Source organism: Paenibacillus sp. TSA_86.1 (assembly GCF_052691815.1).
Genome location: NZ_JBQZGE010000002.1, coordinates 432547 through 450841, shown reverse-complemented (window position 1 = coordinate 450841; position 18295 = coordinate 432547). Strand labels below are relative to the sequence as shown.

The following is an 18295-nucleotide window of genomic DNA, read 5'->3' as shown; positions in this document are numbered from 1 at the left end:
TTTGAGCGGGGCGCAATAAACGATAAAAAAAGAACTTATTAAACATTTTTGTTTACAAAGTAGGGTGCTTGTTCTATATTAAAGATACATCTGCAGGTTTATTTTACTAATATTTCAATATTTATGGAGGTGTCCGTGACAAACGAGAAACCGATCGGTATTTTTAATCGACGTTACAGTACCATGACCATTGGCATTATGTTGGTATTGACCACTTCAGCATTTGAAGGGCTCGCAATTACAACCATTGCGGCGAAAATAGCTCAAGACATGCAGGGGGTTCATTTATATGGCTGGATTTTCAGCGCGTTTTTATTATCCCAGCTTGTAGGAACGTTGGTTATGGGTCAGCAAGTAGACAAACGAGGCGTGTTCACATCTTTGCTTATATCTTTTGCTGTTTTTGTACTTGGCACAATCATTGCTGCTGCATCTATGAACATGTATATGCTGATTTTGGGAAGAACCTTTCAAGGGTTTGGGGCCGGTGCATTAATTACATGTGTCTATGTGTGTGTAACGTTATACTACCCGGAAACGCTGAGAACACAGATTTTGGCGGCGTTCTCTATGGCGTTTGTTCTTCCATCGTTAATCGGGCCTTATTTTGCAGGTCTCATTGCTTCTTATACGTCCTGGAGGTTTGTTTTCTGGATTGTTATTCCATTGATTGCCCTCGCACTTCTCCTTACATATCGGTCGTTTCGTGATTTGCAGCGCCGTATGCAAACTACAGGAGGAGCAACAGCCGGTGACTCCAGAACAGGGCAGGCCATTCTACTAGCGATTGGAACGGGGTTGTTACTGACAGGTCTTGGCATGATTACGAATTGGCCAGGGGTAGCTCTTTCCATTAGCGGATTAATAATCATGATTCCGTTCATCCGCAAACTGATGCCTCAAGGGACATTTTTGGTCAAATCGGGTTTACCGGCAACATTGGTAACAAGGGGAATGTATGTGGCTTGTTATTTTGCAACCGAGAGTTTTGTTATTCTGGGTCTCACGGAGATGAAAGGCCTAGCCGCAGACACAGCCGGACTGCTTGTAGCAGCAGGCTCATTGAGCTGGTCAGCTGCAGCATGGCTACAAGCTAGATGGGATGCAAAAGACCGGGGTGGAGGACGTAAGAAGAGAGTGACGCTCGGAATTGGCATCATGATCGGCGGAGTTATCTTGGTCATACTGGCTTTGTTTTTGGCGAATACCGGGATTATCCTCATCCTTATCTCACAGATTATTGTTGGTTTTGGTGTTGGCCTGGCTAACCCTACTACCGCGGTCATCGCTCTACAACATGCAGAACTTGGACAGGAAGGAAAGATGTCTGCAAATCTGCAGTTTGTCGATTCTTTTTATGTAGCTGTGAGCATTGGCGTAAGCGGTTCATTGGTTGCATTAGCGAAAACGATGGGATGGGGCATATCCATAGGGATTCTGATGGTGTTGATGCTTCAACTGTTATTGGCTTTACTCAGCTTATTCTCGTCATTACGGATCGCAGTTGTGACTTCTCAATCACGTCAGCCCGCTGGACAAAAAATAGATACACTTCCGATGTAAACAAACAACCGGTCAGACGAGATACAGATCGGAGGCACATATTACATTAGGAGGTGCGCAAGATGGCGCGTGTGTTAGTTGTTATTACTCCGGCTGAAGGCCATGTCAATCCCTCACTTGGTTTGATCACAGAACTGGTCAAGCTTGGAGAAGAAGTTGTTTATGTATGTGCTGAGGAGTACCGTTCCCGGATTGAACAAACGGGGGCTCAGGTCATGACATATCCCTTTTTAGAGGATGCTTTTTCACATGACCCTATTCTCAAACCGTTGGAATATCGCCATCCATACCAATTCATATACATGATCACTTGCGGAGTGATACCCAAAATGATTCCCGAAGTGTTTCGTGTAATAGAGGATGAAACGTTTGATTATCTGATCTACGATTCCCTAATGGGCTGGGGAGGCAGGATACTAGCTGAGAAATTGGAGATTCCAGCGGTATGTACGATTGCTTCCTTTGCTTCCGCCGAGCCTTTGAGCATAAATGAGGAAGGTATCGATACACAGGAAATGTATGAAGCGATAATGCAAACTGCGAGAGAGATCGCAGCAGAGCATCAGGTTAGTGTACCAGCAGTGGAGGACATGACAGCACATACAGGTCTATTGAACATTGTCTACACCAGCCGTTATTTTCAGCCGCGAGCAGATGAATTAGATGATCGGTTTCTCTTCACTGGTTCGTCGATTATCCCGCGGAAGGATGCACCGGAATTCCCATTTCATTTGCTTTCTGAACGTTATCCTGAGACGGTATACATTTCTATGGGGACCATATTGAATAAAAGTCTGGAATTTTACAAATTGTGTTTTGATGCATTTAAGAATCTGCCCATTAACGTTGTTTTATCTTCTGGAAAATATACTGAAATGGAATCTCTTGAAGAGCTGATCCCTGATAACTTTATTGTAAAATCATATGTTGCACAGATTGAAATACTTCAGCACACCAACGTTTTTGTTACCCATGCGGGAATGAACAGTGTAAGCGAGGCCTTGTATTTTGATGTTCCACTTGTCATGATCCCGATGACTTCAGATCAACCTATGGTTGCGGGTCGCGTCAAAGAACTTGGAGCCGGGGTGGTGTTAGATCAATATCATTTGAACGCAATCCAATTACAGGAGGCCGTTATGGAAGTACTCCACAATCCCATCTATAGAGAGCAGGCACATCTCATCGGTAAATCTCTGAGAGAAGCTGGCGGCTACACACGTGCTGCGGCAGCCATTATGCAACAATTTGCCAAGGTATAAATGTGGAGCCTAAGTTTATCTACTGCAATAATGAATAACATAAGCATATAAGCATAACTATGCCCCCCTCTCTTCATTTAAGTCGAAAGAAGAGAGGGGGGCACCTTAGAAAAACAAGTATAGTTTGTTTCAGCTAGACATCAAGCCGTGACACTAGTTTATTTACTTACTCTTTTTCAAAATATCAAAAATTATTTTTGCATTGTCGGTGTTATCAATTAACCCGGAGAAGCGTTGACTTCCTGGGCCATACGCGTACACCGGTACATCTTCACCGGTATGTCCACCGGTTGTCCAACCTGTGAAGGAGCGGTTGTCAATAATGGCTTCAATGGCATTATCAATTTTGGTCACATCTGCACTCTGAGCAGCATCTTTAACGGATTGAAGTTCTTCGGCAGTCAGCTCAAGTTTAAGATACTTTTTCAAAGTTTCATCCACAGAAGCCCCTTTGGCAATTTGAGCAGCCATGAAGTCAGGAGTACGAAGTGCAGCTTTAATGGGATCTACGAAGAAGTTGTATTCACCATCTTTACCAAGGGTAAGACCACCTGTGGAGTGGTCAGCAGTTGCAACCACGAGGGTTTGACCGTCTTTTTTAGCAAAATCAATCGCGGCTTTAAAAGCGGCAGCAAAATCGTCCATCTCACTCATGGCACCCACAATATCATTATCGTGACCTGCCCAGTCAATCTGACTGCCTTCAACCATAAGGAAAAATCCTTTTTTGTTTGTTTTAAGACGATCAATAGCCGAATTTGTCATCTCAGCGAGGGAAGGCGTTGCGCTTGTACGATCAATGAATTTGTCCAGGCCGCCATCTGCAAACAATCCAAGTACTTGTTTATTTTTGTTCGCGAGCAAAGATGTACGGTCCGTTACATAACTATAACCTGCTTTTTGAAACTCTTTCGTAAGGTCACGGTCTTTACGTATAAAATTGGTTTTGCCGCCGCCAAGCAGCACATCGACTTTGTGTTTTCCGTTAATCATTTCGTCGTAGTAGTCGTTCGCAATAGCATCCATGTTTTTACGGCTAATATCATGAGCACCAAAGGCAGCAGGGGTGGCATGTGTAATCTCCGAGGTTGCGACCAAACCTGTGGATTTACCGATTTGTTTGGCTTGCTCCAATACGGTCTTCACAGACTTTTTATTCGTGTCCACTGCGATCGCCGCATTGTATGTTTTCACACCTGATGACATTGCGGTTGCTGCGGAAGCGGAGTCCGTAACGTTTTGTTTGTCATCGTCTGGATAGGTCATTTGAGCGCCTACAAGATAAGGATCAAATACGGTTTTCTCCATCACCTTGGTAGCAGGATTATCCTTCATGTAACGATACGCTGATGTATACGACGTTCCCATACCATCTCCGATCAGGAAAATGATATTTTTGATCGGTTTTTTCTCTGCACCTGCGGCTTGAGCAATCGTTGCTTGTCCAGTTGAGAGAAGAGTAGAGGCTGATACAGCCAGAGTTAGTGCTAATGCGGGCAATGCTTTTTTAGACAATTTCACACTTATTCCTCCTCGATATCTCTTTAATATGAATGCATGAAGTCTTGTTCATTTGTTCATCCTTAAGAAGATTATCATTCATTTGTAAATAAAAACCATCACAATTGTATGAGGAATGTAAAATAAACAAACCAATTAAAAACAACCCTTCACCTTTGAAAAGCGAATAAAATCAATGAATTATCCAAAATAGTTCGTAAATAATGTGAACAAAACCGGTTTTCCATTGACATCTAGTGTTATGTTTAATAAAATTCGAAATGGACATCAGGTTAGAAACATTAATATGTTCCTGAAAATTCACATTCGGAGCTGTTCAGATCCTAACAACGAATATAGGAGCTTGAGTATTCCCATCCTATAGGTGATTAGGATTTTTTTGTTTTTAGCTGTGAGAATTCAAGAAGACAATATGAAAGTTGGAGGCTGGCTTTACGATGGACAACTGGTTCAAACTGAAAGAAAGAGGAACGAACGTTTCAACCGAAATTATTGCTGGTATTACTACATTTTTCACCATGGTATACATAGTGATTGTGAATCCCGGAATTCTTAGCGGCACGGGAATGAGCTTTAACGGGGTATTTATTGCTACGATTCTGGCGAGTATTGTGGCAACGCTGATTATGGGACTGTGGTCTAATTATCCGATTGTTATCGCACCTGGCATGGGGTTAAATGCCTTTTTTGTTATTAGTGTTGTACAAGGGTATGGCGTAACTTGGCAGACAGCACTTGGTGCTGTGTTCATTGCGGGTATTTTATTTATTATTTTATCGCTTACTTCGTTTCGTTACATGCTGCTGGATGCGATTCCAGCAAGTCTCAAATACGCGATTACCGCAGGAATTGGACTGTTTATTACAACGGTAGGTTTGCAAAATGCAGGAATCATTGCGGATTCAAAATCCAATCTGATTACACTTGGAAACTTGGCACAACCTATGACGTATCTGACCCTGATCGGGCTGATCATCACTGTTACGTTAATGGCCTATAATGTAAAAGGTTATCTGTTTATCGGAATGGTCATTACCGCAATTATTGCGTGGTTCATGGGACTGTTCCAAATGCCTGCATCCATTGTAGCGATGCCGTCAGGACTCGGGGAAACCGCGTTCCAGATGGATTTGGCGGGCGTTTTCTCCAATGGACTGTACACGATTATTTTCACGTTTTTGCTAATTACATTATTTGATACTACAGGTACGATGCTTGGTGTGGCAGAACAAGCCGGATTACTGAAAGACGGTAAATTCCCGCGTTCTCGTGGCGCATTACTCGCTGATGCTGTGGGTACCACCACGGGTGCAATGCTCGGAACAAGTCCAACGTCGGCTTATATTGAGTCCAGTACGGGTGTGGCGGCAGGGGGGAGAACAGGACTGACTGCGGTGACCGTCAGTATATTGCTAGCAATAACCTTGTTCTTCAGCCCAATCGTAAGTGTTATTTCCAGCATTCCGGCGATCACATCTCCGGCGTTGATTATCGTAGGTTTCTTCATGATCAGTGTGATTAGCAAAATGAACTGGAGTGATCTTGAAGAGGCATTCCCGGCCTTCCTGATCATCATTCTGATGCCGCTGACGCACAGTATTGCAACAGGGATCGGCATTGGATTTATTTTCTATCCTGTGCTGAAGCTGCTTCGCGGCAAAGGCAAAGATGTTCATCCGATTTTTTATGTTTTTGCGATCCTTTTCTTCATTCAACTTGTATTCCTCGACCACTAGGAATGTTCGGAACCACGGAAAAGAGAGCTGCTTGTATATAAGTAGTTCTTTTTTTTCATGTATACTACTTAAAAACGATATAAAATGAATGATTTATTTACACAAAAACGGAGAGGACAGAAAAAACCTGGAAAAGCGGAGCTAAAAACTTTCTGAAAGAAAGCTGCATCGTAAGCATAAACTTCGCCTTTATCAACGGATTTATCCCTTTCAAAAAGGGAATCAAAAAAATCTGGGGATAACAGCTACTCTCCAGGTTATTCTGTCATCGGAGTGCTCGTGTAAAGTAATTCAACTTATATATGCCAGTTCATATTCCGTTCATATTGGCGTCACGATGGCGACATCTTGCCAGATTATACTGTAGATAAGTCACCAAGACAGTTACACAGACTAAGGACGGGAGAAGATGAGAGTGGAAGAAATCGTAGAAATTAAACCAACAGAGAAGAAACGCGGCAAGAAACGCAAGTTATTCTTAAAAATATTCGGGGGAATCATCGCAGCGCTCGTGTTATTTATGGGCATTGTATTTGTGATTCATGTCATTAGTAATGGGATGGAAAAGAAAAAGATTGAATCCTATGGACAGTATGTACAAGTGGATGGCAAAAACATGAACGTCTCCATACAGGGCAGCGGGAAACAAACTATTGTGCTGCTTCCAGGGCAGGGGACGCCATCTCCAGTGTTAGATTTTAAACTGCTGATTGATCAACTGACCTCCGATTACAAAATTGTGACGATTGAACCATTTGGGTATGGATTAAGTGATCGTACCGACAAAGAACGTACCACTGAAAATATCGTTAGTGAAATACATGAGGCTGTGAATCAGCTCGGCCTTGACCGATATATTCTCATGGGACACTCTATTACGGGACTGTACAGCGTCTCTTATGTGAAAAATTATCCAGATGAAGTGATCGCATTTATCGGTATAGACAGCAGTGTTCCTAATCAGCCTAACATGGATGTGAAGCTACCCCTGAACTTGATGAAGTTTTTTCAAACGTCAGGATTAATGCGATTAATCAAAAATGTGAGCGCAGATCCTTACAAATCAATGGATTACGATGAGCATACCATAGAGCAGATGAATCTAATTGCGAATCAGGTTTCTAGCAATTCGACCCTAATGAATGAGTTAAAAAATCTAGGATCTAATTTCAAAAATGCAGAAAACTTGACTTATCCTCGCAGCCTGCCGATGTTGCTCTTCGTTCAATCCAACAACACGGCGAATCCAAATTGGATCCCCCTACATGAGGAACAAATCAAACAATCGGATCAGGGCAAAATGATTCCGATGGAAGGCTCGCACTACCTGCATCATACGAAGTACAAAGAGATTGCTGAAGCATTCAAAGCTTATATGAAGAGTGTTCAATTACAATAAAGTAAAGTTGTAAAGGGAGAAGAATATCTCTCCATTGAAGTCGCTATTTTAGCGGCTTTTTTGTTTTATTGGTAATAGTTCGTATCTCGTTACAAGGACAAGAACCTGTACCAATAATTTTGTGTGAGTAATAAAGCTCTGGAATCTACTTAAATCCCGTGGGAGAACGTTACACGGGATTAATTAATATAATTCTCAAGCTTCCTTTATCTGAGTAATCTCCCCATGCTTCAATCCGAACTTTTCCATCATATCTAAGATCGGTAGGAGATCGCGACCTTTGTCTGACAGAGAGTACTCTACTCGCGGTGGAACTTCAGGAAATACGTGTCTGGATATGAGTCTATTTTCCTCTAATTCCCTCAATTGTTTGGTTAATGAACCTTGCGGTATGTCATTCAGAAATGACTTAATTTCATGAAATCGTCGTGCCTGATCCTTTAAAAACCATATAATGAGAAACTTCCAACGTCCTGATAACACGTGCTGAGTGTAAGCCATGCCAAAAATGATAGGATACTTTTCCCTAAACTCTTCGTGAAATCCATCCTTGCATATCCGAGTCATACATTTCCTCCTCTCAATGATTATCCTATAGTATTAAAAAAGTGACTATGTTCATTATTTTTGCCTACTTCTAACTTATGGAGGTCTCAGCTAGTATAGAAGACATTAAGGAATTCTTCAAACTAAGCTTGAAATATATATAAAAAGGGGCTCGTCAGATGAATAAGATTACCGAATTATTAAATATAGAATATCCCATCATTTCTGCAGCTATGAATTGGGTAACTTCAGCAGAGTTTGTAGCTGCCGTTTGTAATGCAGGGGGAATGGGGGTACTCGGACCAAATGCTGGACAAACACTAAATCCCACAGGCTTGAGAGAATATGCTGATAACGTGCGAAACGAGATCCGTAAAGTGAAGCGGTTAACGAATAAAAACTTTGCCGTAAATTATATATTCCCTCTAGATGACAGTGGCACTCTACCATTTGGCACATTGCTTTTTGATATCCTAGTAGAAGAAGAAGTTAAATATGTCGTAGCCATTGGTAACCAGATGGTAGCAAGCGAAATGATAAAATTAAAAGAGCAAGGTATAACCGTTATCTATAGGCCGCTAAACCCTACGGTTCATAACATTTTAGAAGCTGAGGAACATGGAGCTGATGCAGTTATCGTTACTGGTAGCGAGGCCGGGGGACATTTTAGCCAGTATAATATTAGTCTATTTACGCTGTTACCCCAAATAACTTCAGTTGTTAATTTGCCTGTGATTGCAGCTGGTGGAATTATTGATGGACGTGGGGCTAAAGCAGCCTTTGCGATGGGGGCACAAGGCGTTTACATGGGAACTAGATTCATAGCAACCGTAGAAAATCCCGCGAGTCATGCCGCCAAGCAAGCAATTATTAATGTCAAAAGTGAAGAAATGCTTGAACTGGAAGGGGTTTATGAGCGAACAATCCCGACTCCAGGAGGAATAAAAGCTTATCAACTCATTAATGAAGGGAACACACTGGATGCCGTTCCGTACCACAAAAATGGATATAAAGAGACGCTCCTATTAGGAAATTTAGATCAAGGAACAATTAGCGTTTCTCCATCAGCAGGGGGGATTCTAGAAATTTTGACATGTCAGGAAGTTATAGATGAGATTATAAACCATATAGGTTATTAATTAGCAAGATAATGCTAGCCAAAAAACGGATTCCTTGCCAGTATGGACAACTAAAATCTATACGCAGCAAAGAGCGGTGCCAAATATGGTATCGCTTTTTAGTAGACACATATTTAACATCTTCATGTGCGAGTGATGGTGAAATAAATAATTTTTAAAACATATCGAAAAGTACTGCTTTCATTCCAAATGGGATATTAAGGGTTATTTGTCATCGGTTTAAGCTTTTCTACATCATTTTTATTAAATATATATCTTCCCTTCGCATTGAAAGATATAATAATGGCTGAGCAAGTAAAATTAGAGTTTGTCCAAAAATCAAGTGCATTCGGAGGTAACGATCAGCATGAATATTCAGTTTGGCACTCCAGCCACTTATTGGGTTGAAGCACTTCCTATCGGCAACGGTAAGTTGGGCGGAATGGTCTTTGGCGGTATCGAAAAAGAACGTATTGCATTGAATGAAGACACGTTATGGTCAGGTTATGCACAGGATTGGAATAATCCGGAAGCACGGAAAGTATTGCCTCAGATCAGGGATTTAATCGCCCGTAAACAGTATGTAGAAGCGGATCAACTTAGCAAAAAAATGATGGGGCCATTTACACAATCGTACTTGCCATTTGGTGATCTGGAGCTTGTAATGGAGCACGGGCAATTATGTGAACGGAAAACCTATCAACGCAAGCTTGATTTATCTACAGGTGTTGTAAGCGTTTCCTATGAAATCGGTGGAGTACGATATGACAGGGAGGTATTTGCTTCCCATCCCGATCAGGGTATCGTCATTCGTTTAACCGCAAACAAAGAAGGAAGACTTAACTTCCATACCAGACTGAGCAGTCCGCTGAGACACGAAACTTCTGCTGCGAACGCTCAATATGAATTGTCCGGAACGGCTCCGGAGTATGTCTCACCAAACTATCACGATGTTGAAGTGCCTATTCGTTACGGAGATGCAGCGACTAGTCGTGCGATGACTTTCCATGGAAGACTCGCTGTATCTCATACCGGAGGTTCACTGCATTCAAGCGGTGGCGGACTGCAGATTGTTGGTGCAACGGAAGCGGTCATTTACTTTGCAGGGGCTACGAGTTATGCTCCTACAGCTCAAAAAAGTGACAGCGTAATTTCCCCGAAGGAGAAGACTGCGGACGTTATTAGGCAGATTATGACACGTGATTACACCGAATTGCGTCAACGTCATGTAGAGGATCATCAAACGCTGTTTAATCGTGTTCAACTCCATTTGGGTGAAAGTCTTGCTCCGCAGGACATGCCTACAGATGAGCGCATCGAGAAATATGGAAGCAGTGATCCAGGCTTAGTCGAGTTGTTGTTCAACTATGGCCGTTATTTGATGATCGCCAGCTCCAGACCGGGAACGTTGCCAGCGAACTTGCAAGGAATTTGGAATCAGGAAACACGTGCGCCTTGGAGCAGCAATTATACACTGAATATTAATGCAGAAATGAATTACTGGCCTGCGGAGACGTGTAACATGGCTGAACTGCATGAACCGTTGCTTGATTTTATTGGAAAACTTGCGGAGAATGGACGTAAAACGGCTGAAGTAAACTATGGCGCTCGAGGCTGGGTAGCGCATCACAATGCGGATATCTGGGGGCAAACAGCCCCTGTAGGGGATTATGGTGCCGGTGATCCGTCATGGGCTTTGTGGATGATGGGCGGCGTATGGCTGACGCAGCATCTGTGGGAGCATTATGTGTTCTCAGAGGATAAAGAGTTTTTGCAGGAGACCGGTTATCCACTGATGAAGGATGCCGCCTTGTTCTGTCTGGACTGGCTCATTGAGAATAAAGAAGGACATCTGATCACAACACCATCAACGTCACCGGAGATGAAATTTGTGGTTAACGGAGAGCATGCCGCTGTTAGTGAAGCAACGACAATGGACCTTTCCCTCATTGCTGAGCTGTTCGAAAACTGTATTCAAGCAGCTGAAGTGTTGCAAACGGATGCGGAATTCGTGGATCTCCTGCGAGCGAAAAAAGAACAACTGCTGCCTTTGCAGATCGACGCAAGAGGTCGCCTTCAGGAATGGAGCGAGGATTTCACGGAAGAAGATCCGCAGCACCGCCACGTATCCCACTTGGTTGGTGTATTCCCGGGACGGCTGATTACACAGAAAAAATCACCTGAACTGATGCAGGCTGCCCGCACTTCCCTGGAAATTCGGGGGGACGGTGGTACAGGCTGGAGTCTTGGCTGGAAAATCGGTTTATGGGCTCGTTTTGGAGAAGGCAACCGTGCTGAACAGCTCATCTCTAATTTGCTAACTTTGGTTAAAGCTTATGAGCCAAGCAAACATGAGACTGGCGGAGTGTACGCCAACTTGTTTGATGCTCATCCACCGTTCCAGATTGACGGCAATTTCGCCGCAACTGCAGGTATCGCCGAGATGCTGCTGCAATCACATCAGGGATATCTGGAGTTTCTACCAGCTTTGCCGGAACGCTGGTCGACAGGTTCGGTTAAAGGGTTGAGAGCAAGAGGGGGATTTGAAGTTAGTCTGCGCTGGGAGAACGGCAAGCTGATCGAAGCAGAAATTCTCTCGCATACAAGCAATACATGTTATTTGCAGTCTGTACCTGGTCTAAAAGTTCATCAAGGGAATACGGTTGTGCAAACCACCCCGGAAAAAGATGATCAAGTTAGCCTGCTTACGCAAAAAGGACAAACGTATGTCATTTCATTTGAATAAACATGAACTTGAATTCTAATGTTGTTCGAATGTAATGACTCGTATTGGATCAAATTATTCACTGTTGGAGCATGATAAGTTCAAGAGATAAGAGTTCAAACCGCTGATCAATTAAGATCAGCGGTTTTCTTTTATACAAATTTGATAAGTTAAGTGTTGTAATGAAAACGGTTTTATGCTATTTTGAATGTATAAAAACGTTTTAATAGCAAAGGAACCTGAAATTTATGGGAAAAATCACAATCAAAGATGTTGCAAGAGAAGCCGGTGTCTCCATCTCTACCGTTTCGAATGCCTTGAATGGTGTCGATGTTCTGAATCCGGAAACGAAGTCCCATGTGCTCAAAGTGGCCGAACGCTTGAATTACATCCCCAATCTCAATGGGAAACTGTTGAAATCGGGGCAGACAAAAATGCTTGGTTTCTTCACGACAAGTGTGTCGGGGCCGTATTTTTACAAGTTAGTCGAAGCCATGTCGCGTGAGTGTGACCGTCTTGGTTATGGTCTCAATGTGTTTGTGACAAAAGATAAACATGTCATTATGAGCAATATTCTGGGCAGGCGGGTGGATGGCGTAATCATCTACGAAGAGCTTCGGATTGATGAACAGGATATTCTGTCGATGGAAAAGGATAAGATTAAAGCCGTTTTCCTGGATCGTGTGTATCAAAGCGAGCGAATGGGAAGTGTTATTTTTGACTCCTACGAAGCCAGCTACGAAGCTACCAAATATTTGATTGGGCTAGGTCACAAAAAAATTGCCTACATCTCTGGTGTAGATGAGATGTTTGACAGTGCACAGCGCCGGGAGGGTTATCTGGCAGCCCTTCGAGAATACGAGCTTCCGGTAGACCAGGACTATATTATTCAGGGATATTTCGAAGAAGAGGCCACCTACAGTGCGATCAAATCCTTCGTACATCTGCATCCAGGCAAGTTACCAGATGCTTTTCTGGCCGGTAATGACTTAAGTGCAATCGGATGCATTCAAGCGTTGAAATCCCATGGTTATGAAGTTCCGAGTGACATCAGCGTGGTCGGATTCGATGACATCGATATCGCTCCGTATTATTCTCCACCGTTAACGACGGTTCGAAATCAGATTGCAAGACAAGGCATTCTGGCTGTCACGCAATTGGTCAATATGATCAAGGAGCAGGAACAAGGGACAGCACAAAAGCTGGCAGGGGAACTGGTGGTACGAGGTTCAAGTCATGTAAGAATGAACCGAAGAGATACCCGCTAATAACGGGTGAAGTATTCTTCGGTTACTTCTTTTATTGATATTACAGAGAAGGGAGTTTCCCGAAGCAAAAATAAAAACGTTTTTATGAATAATGGAATAAATGCGTTATATGAACATACAGAGGGGAGCAACGAAAGATGAGTCATCTGACGACCACAACAGCAAGCAGTCAGCAGCAACCTCTAAAACCTGGCGGCAAATTGCCGTTGAAACAACGATCCAAAATGTTTTGGATTGATTTCGCCAGACAATGGGAGATCCAATCCATGGTTCTACCCGGAATCCTGTTCATGATTGTCTTCTGTTACATACCGATCTACGGATTAACAATTGCTTTTAAAAATTATACCGTCATTGATACATTGTCCAGTGCACCTTGGGTTGGGCTGGATAACTTCAGAATCATCATGTCAGACAAATACTTCTGGGATGCTGTCGTCAATACACTCGGCATCAGCTTTTTGAAACTGGGAATTGGATTTGTTATTCCAATTATTCTAGCCATCATGATCTACGAATTAAGCAGCGGACGATTCAAGAAATTCGTGCAAACGGTTTCATATTTGCCTCACTTTCTTTCGTGGATCGTACTGGGTGGCATGCTCATTACCTGGTTCTCCACAACTGGATTGTTCAACGAATTGTTGTTAGGTCTCGGGATCATCTCCCAACCACAAAACATTTTGCTGGACGCAGGCAAGTACTGGTGGATTGCTACGTTATCAGATATCTGGAAAGAAGCTGGATGGGGAACCATTCTGTATCTCGCCATCATGTCTAAGATCGATCCTACGTATTACGAGGCTGCCAAAATAGATGGAGCCAGCAGGATGCGTCAGATATGGAATATCACTTTGCCTAACATGAAGTCCATTATCAGTCTGAATCTGATCCTGACGGTCAGCGGACTACTCGGTTCGAATCTGGACCAAACGCTGGTGCTCATGAACTCACAGAACCGCGAGAAGGCCGAAGTCATTAATTCATATGTATATCGCATGGGGATGTCGCAGGGTGACTTTTCATATGCTACCGCCGTAGGTTTGGGTGTTTCCATCATTTCTGTAATTCTGCTCGTCACGGCAAACAAAATAACTAGCAAGCTAAATGACAACCAGTCTGTGCTGTAGAAGGAGGTTCCCTCATGAATGGAAAAGCGGCCAAAGAAGATCTGGACAGCCGGATCTTTGATACCCTCAATATCATTTTTTTAACGATCTGTACCATCGTCATTATCGTTCCGCTCTGGAATGTCATCATCTCGTCCTTTAGTTCAGGCAAAGCACTGGCAGAAGGTGGGTTCATCTTCTGGTCACCCGAGTTCTCGCTGGAAAACTATCGAGCGGTGTTTAATGATTCAAACATCTGGCAGGCGTTCTTCATCTCTATATCCAAAACCACGATCGGTGTCGTGACACATGTATTCTTCTGTGCCATGGTCGGATACGGACTGAGCAAGAAGTACCTAAGAGGGCGCAAATTGTATGTAGCCATGGGTGTAATTACAATGTTTTTCTCCGGCGGCATGATTCCAACCTTTTTGCTTATTAAGGCGCTAGGTCTCCTGAACAGCTTCTGGGTGTATATTATTCCGGCTTTGTTCAGTTTCTTCGATGTTGTCATCCTGATGAATTTCTTCCGTAATGTACCGGATTCCTTGGAAGAATCGGCGAAGATGGATGGGGCTGGAGACTGGCATATCTTTCTCAAAATCTTTATCCCGCTGTCCATGCCAGCCATGGCAACGATTGCTTTGTTTAACGGGGTAGGCCAGTGGAATGACTTCATGACCACCAAACTGTATATCACAGACCAATCACTGTACCCATTACAGATGATGTTATATGAGATTATTGTGCAATCCCAGACCCAGTCCATGCAGAACGTTGGCGGATCTGTAGTGATCGAAACAACAACCAAAGGCGTGCAGCTTGCCACCATTGTCATTACCACATTGCCAATTGTGCTGATCTATCCTTTGTTACAGCGATATTTCATTTCAGGCATGATGCTTGGAGCTGTTAAGGAATAAAGCGATAGATTCACATCAACGATTCATATTCGACTACGAGGGGGAAAACATATGTTTAATATTCAACGGGTACTGGGCAAAAGAGGGGTTAAAGGATGTGCAGCATTACTGACAGCTGTGTTCATGATTACGGGATGCAGTGGTGGTTCCGATGGATCGAGTGAAGCAAACTGGGTATCCATTGAGAATCGTTATACGGTTGATCCGGAGAAACCAGCATGGCAGCTCGATAAAAAGGAAGAAGTCACAGATCTAACCTGGTACGTCAATGCAGACTGGTGGAATACCGATTTTGGCAAAGATATCGTTACTAAAAAGATTAAGGAAGACTTGAACATTAACATCAAATTTATTACAGGCGATGATACCAAATTAAATACCTTTTTTGCCGGTGGAGATATGCCTGATATGTTGACAGTGTTTGATTCCAATTCTCAAGTCGTGAGCAAAGCATCAACCTGGGCCATACCTCTGAACGATTTGGCTGAGAAATATGATCCGTATTTCAACAAGGTCGCAGCTGCGGACACGCTGAAGTGGTTCCAGCAAGCGGATGGCAAGACCTACGGTTATCCGAATTATTCCAACACACAAGCAGATTATGATAGCGGTAACATTCCAGCAAAGACCGCCTTTATTATCCGCAAGGATGTATATGAAGCATTAGGCAGTCCAGTCATGGGAACACCGGAACAATTCCAGAATGTGATGAAACAGATCAAGGAAAAGTTCCCATCGCTCATTCCGTTTGGCTTTAACGCCATCGGTGGAGGTACCGGTTCACTGGGTGATGCCTTACAGGATTTTATCGGCGTACCCCTGGAGACGGAGAACGGAGAGTTCTATGACCGTAATCTGGACGAAGACTATCTGACTTGGCTGAAAACATTAAACGCCGTGTATAGAGACGGTAATATTAGTGATGACAGTTTTGCGGATGACGGCACAGCCTTTGAAGAAAAAGTGAAATCCGGTAAATATGCGGCGATGCTGCTCGATGGTACACCTCAGCAGGGTGGAAACCTTCAGATCTACATGAGTGATAACGAAGGCAAAGAGTACATGGCCATTGATGGGCCTCAAAGTACCAAGGGCAACGCACCAACATTGAATCAATCCGGTATTACAGGCTGGATGATTAATTTCATCTCCAAGGATGCCAAAGACCCGGCTAAAGCGATGCAAATTTTCACGTATTTGCTTAGTGAAGAAGGCCAAGTTCTGATGAACTATGGCGTTGAAGGAGAGACGTTTAAGAAAAAAGAAGACGGTACAGTGGAGTTACTTCCGGCGGTAAAGGACATGCAATTGCATAATGCGGACCAATTCAAGAAGGATTATCGTCTGGGTGAATTTATGTTTTTCGGTCACGACCGTCATAAGGCGCTGAGTGCCGATGCCTTCCCGGAAGCCATTAAACAAATGCAAGCATGGGGCAAAGGCAAGCTGACACCTCATTTTATTCTTGAAAATATTAATCCAAACCTGGGAACACCAGAAGCTCGTGCTTTGTCGGCAGTTAACACCAAATGGAACTCCACGCTGGTAAGCATGTTGCGGGCAAAGGATGATGCCTCGTTTGACAATGCCCTTGCGGCATATCAATCGTTCCTGGAAGAAAATCGCTGGCCTGACATCGTAAAGATCCGTAGCGAGAAGATGAAGCAGAATAAAGAGAAATTAGGCATGCAATAATGAGGAGGCTACGCGATGACAACATTTAAACTATTCAAAACTGCGGGGGAAAATGACCTGTTCCGTCTCGTTCACCCCGAGGAATACAATCCGTTCAAGTCTACGGACGCTAATTCTTCAACCGTAACCGTACAATTGGATGATCGCCAAACGTACCAGGAGATGGACGGCTTTGGAGCATCCTTTACGGACGCCGCGGCATACCTCATGAATCAAAAGATAACGGAAGAACAGCGGGCGGAAGTGATGACGCGGCTGTTCCACCCGACAGAAGGAATCGGCTTGTCGGTAATCCGCAACCCGATGGGTGCTTCGGATTATGCCCGTACTGTATACAGCTATAACGATCTGCCTGACCAACATACAGACCCGGAATTAGCCGGGTTTAGCATTGCACATGATGAAGCGGATATCATTCCGTTAACGCAGCAGGCGCTTGCACTGAACTCCGATTTAAAACTGTTTGCTTCGCCGTGGAGTGCGCCAGGCTGGATGAAAACAAGTGGTTCCATGATCACTGGCCAGCTTAAGCCCGAGTGGTATTCGGCTTACGCCGAGTATTTCGTAAAAACCATTCAGTCCTACGCAGTACATGGCCTGCCGATCTATGCGATTACGCCGCAGAATGAGGCTTTATATGAACCAGCTCATTACCCTGGTATGTTAATGCCTGCAGAGGCACAAGCAGATTTCATTGCAAATCATCTCAAGCCTGCTCTCGTGCGCAACAACCTTGACACCAAAATCTTCTGTTATGACCATAACTGGGATCGTCCGGATTATCCGTTGACTGTTCTGGAGCAAGCGGGAGAAGCAGTCGATGGGGTTGCCTGGCATTGGTATGGGGGAGATGCCTCTGCTCAATCCAAAGTATACGAAGCCTTTGCGGGAAAAGAAGTGCATTTCACCGAAGGTTCCGGAGGGGAATGGATTCCACCGTTTGAACAAGCATTCTCCAATGTGATTCGAACAGGCATTCAGATACTGCGAAACTATAGCAAGTCACTCGTTTTATGGAATATGGCACTGGATGAAAATAACGGTCCTACCGTACCGGGTTTTGGACAAAGCACTTGCCGCGGAATTGTACAGATCAACCAGCAAACGGGGGAGTTAGTCTACACGCTGGATTATTACGCGCTAGCTCATTTTAGTGCTTTGATCCGTCCTAAAGCAGTTCAGATCCAATCGGTTTCCAGTGATGAATCCGTATATACCGTAGCTTTTCGGAACACGGACGGAAGCACAGCATTGGTACTGTTTAACGATGAGCAAGAAGGCAAACAGGTTAAGATTGAAATGCAAGATCAAGAAAGCCTTGTTGTACACATGGAATCCAAAAGTGCTATATCCATATTAATATCGATCGATTAAAGGGCAGTAGCCCGGCTATGACCTAATGGTTGTAGAAATGAAAACACCTGTCTCAG

Annotated in this window: 13 protein-coding genes; 11 read left to right on the top strand and 2 right to left on the bottom strand. The window is 43.7% G+C overall.

What is annotated here, in order from left to right; translation table 11 throughout:
* The first annotated feature begins 183 nt into the window (after window positions 1-183).
* Window positions 184-1563, top strand: a complete 1380-nt coding sequence (locus ACUTVW_RS08060; protein ID WP_445645487.1) for an MFS transporter — start codon at window positions 184-186, stop codon at window positions 1561-1563.
* A gap of 62 nt (window positions 1564-1625) precedes the next feature.
* Window positions 1626-2825 carry a macrolide family glycosyltransferase gene (locus ACUTVW_RS08055; protein WP_445645292.1) on the top strand — a complete coding sequence of 400 codons (1200 nt, stop codon included), beginning with the start codon at window positions 1626-1628 and terminating at the stop codon, window positions 2823-2825.
* Window positions 2826-2987: 162 nt separating this feature from the next.
* On the opposite strand, the gene ACUTVW_RS08050 is transcribed toward ACUTVW_RS08055, so the two are convergent.
* Entirely contained in the window at window positions 2988-4346 is a 1359-nt protein-coding gene (locus tag ACUTVW_RS08050) for an alkaline phosphatase (protein WP_445645291.1), read from the bottom strand.
* Between the two features lie 437 nt (window positions 4347-4783).
* Here ACUTVW_RS08050 and ACUTVW_RS08045 point away from each other — a divergent pair, with 437 nt between their 5' ends.
* Entirely contained in the window at window positions 4784-6082 is a 1299-nt protein-coding gene (locus ACUTVW_RS08045; protein ID WP_445645290.1) for an NCS2 family permease, read from the top strand.
* A gap of 409 nt (window positions 6083-6491) precedes the next feature.
* Window positions 6492-7481, top strand: coding sequence for an alpha/beta fold hydrolase (locus ACUTVW_RS08040; RefSeq protein ID WP_445645289.1), 990 nt, complete (start codon window positions 6492-6494; stop codon window positions 7479-7481).
* 195 nt (window positions 7482-7676) lie between these two features.
* Here the strand turns inward: ACUTVW_RS08040 and ACUTVW_RS08035 are convergent, their stop codons facing one another.
* On the bottom strand, window positions 7677-8048 hold the full coding sequence (locus ACUTVW_RS08035) for a winged helix-turn-helix transcriptional regulator (protein ID WP_090916121.1): 372 nt from the start codon (window positions 8046-8048) through the stop codon (window positions 7677-7679).
* Window positions 8049-8206: 158 nt separating this feature from the next.
* On the opposite strand from ACUTVW_RS08035, the gene ACUTVW_RS08030 reads away from it, so the two are divergent.
* From ACUTVW_RS08030 to ACUTVW_RS08000, 7 genes are all read left to right on the top strand, one after another.
* Window positions 8207-9166, top strand: a complete 960-nt coding sequence (locus tag ACUTVW_RS08030) for an NAD(P)H-dependent flavin oxidoreductase (protein WP_445645288.1) — start codon at window positions 8207-8209, stop codon at window positions 9164-9166.
* Between the two features lie 346 nt (window positions 9167-9512).
* Window positions 9513-11891 carry a glycoside hydrolase family 95 protein gene (locus ACUTVW_RS08025; RefSeq protein ID WP_445645287.1) on the top strand — a complete coding sequence of 793 codons (2379 nt, stop codon included), beginning with the start codon at window positions 9513-9515 and terminating at the stop codon, window positions 11889-11891.
* 227 nt (window positions 11892-12118) lie between these two features.
* Complete coding sequence (locus ACUTVW_RS08020; protein ID WP_445645286.1) at window positions 12119-13138, top strand: LacI family DNA-binding transcriptional regulator; 1020 nt, start codon at window positions 12119-12121, stop codon at window positions 13136-13138.
* A 137-nt stretch (window positions 13139-13275) separates the two neighbouring features.
* Window positions 13276-14268, top strand: coding sequence for an ABC transporter permease (locus ACUTVW_RS08015; protein WP_445645285.1), 993 nt, complete (start codon window positions 13276-13278; stop codon window positions 14266-14268).
* 14 nt (window positions 14269-14282) lie between these two features.
* Window positions 14283-15170 (top strand): carbohydrate ABC transporter permease, encoded by an 888-nt coding sequence (locus tag ACUTVW_RS08010; RefSeq protein ID WP_445645284.1) that lies wholly within the window; start codon window positions 14283-14285, stop codon window positions 15168-15170.
* Window positions 15171-15221: 51 nt separating this feature from the next.
* On the top strand, window positions 15222-16865 hold the full coding sequence (locus ACUTVW_RS08005; protein ID WP_445645283.1) for a sugar ABC transporter substrate-binding protein: 1644 nt from the start codon (window positions 15222-15224) through the stop codon (window positions 16863-16865).
* A 15-nt stretch (window positions 16866-16880) separates the two neighbouring features.
* Window positions 16881-18239 (top strand): glycoside hydrolase family 30 protein, encoded by a 1359-nt coding sequence (locus ACUTVW_RS08000; RefSeq protein ID WP_445645282.1) that lies wholly within the window; start codon window positions 16881-16883, stop codon window positions 18237-18239.
* The last annotated feature ends 56 nt before the right edge of the window (window positions 18240-18295 follow it).

Excerpts from the sequence above, each read along its gene's own strand:
- ACUTVW_RS08055 (WP_445645292.1), top strand. The coding sequence starts at position 1,626 with ATGGCGCGTGTGTTAGTTGTTATTACTCCGGCTGAAGGCCATGTCAAT.
- ACUTVW_RS08000 (WP_445645282.1), top strand. The coding sequence starts at position 16,881 with ATGACAACATTTAAACTATTCAAAACTGCGGGGGAAAATGACCTGTTC.
- ACUTVW_RS08005 (WP_445645283.1), top strand. The coding sequence starts at position 15,222 with ATGTTTAATATTCAACGGGTACTGGGCAAAAGAGGGGTTAAAGGATGT.
- ACUTVW_RS08060 (WP_445645487.1), top strand. The coding sequence starts at position 184 with ATGACCATTGGCATTATGTTGGTATTGACCACTTCAGCATTTGAAGGG.
- ACUTVW_RS08045 (WP_445645290.1), top strand. The coding sequence starts at position 4,784 with ATGGACAACTGGTTCAAACTGAAAGAAAGAGGAACGAACGTTTCAACC.
- ACUTVW_RS08030 (WP_445645288.1), top strand. The coding sequence starts at position 8,207 with ATGAATAAGATTACCGAATTATTAAATATAGAATATCCCATCATTTCT.
- ACUTVW_RS08015 (WP_445645285.1), top strand. The coding sequence starts at position 13,276 with ATGAGTCATCTGACGACCACAACAGCAAGCAGTCAGCAGCAACCTCTA.
- ACUTVW_RS08010 (WP_445645284.1), top strand. The coding sequence starts at position 14,283 with ATGAATGGAAAAGCGGCCAAAGAAGATCTGGACAGCCGGATCTTTGAT.
- ACUTVW_RS08020 (WP_445645286.1), top strand. The coding sequence starts at position 12,119 with ATGGGAAAAATCACAATCAAAGATGTTGCAAGAGAAGCCGGTGTCTCC.
- ACUTVW_RS08025 (WP_445645287.1), top strand. The coding sequence starts at position 9,513 with ATGAATATTCAGTTTGGCACTCCAGCCACTTATTGGGTTGAAGCACTT.
- ACUTVW_RS08035 (WP_090916121.1), bottom strand. The coding sequence starts at position 8,048 with ATGACTCGGATATGCAAGGATGGATTTCACGAAGAGTTTAGGGAAAAG.
- ACUTVW_RS08040 (WP_445645289.1), top strand. The coding sequence starts at position 6,492 with ATGAGAGTGGAAGAAATCGTAGAAATTAAACCAACAGAGAAGAAACGC.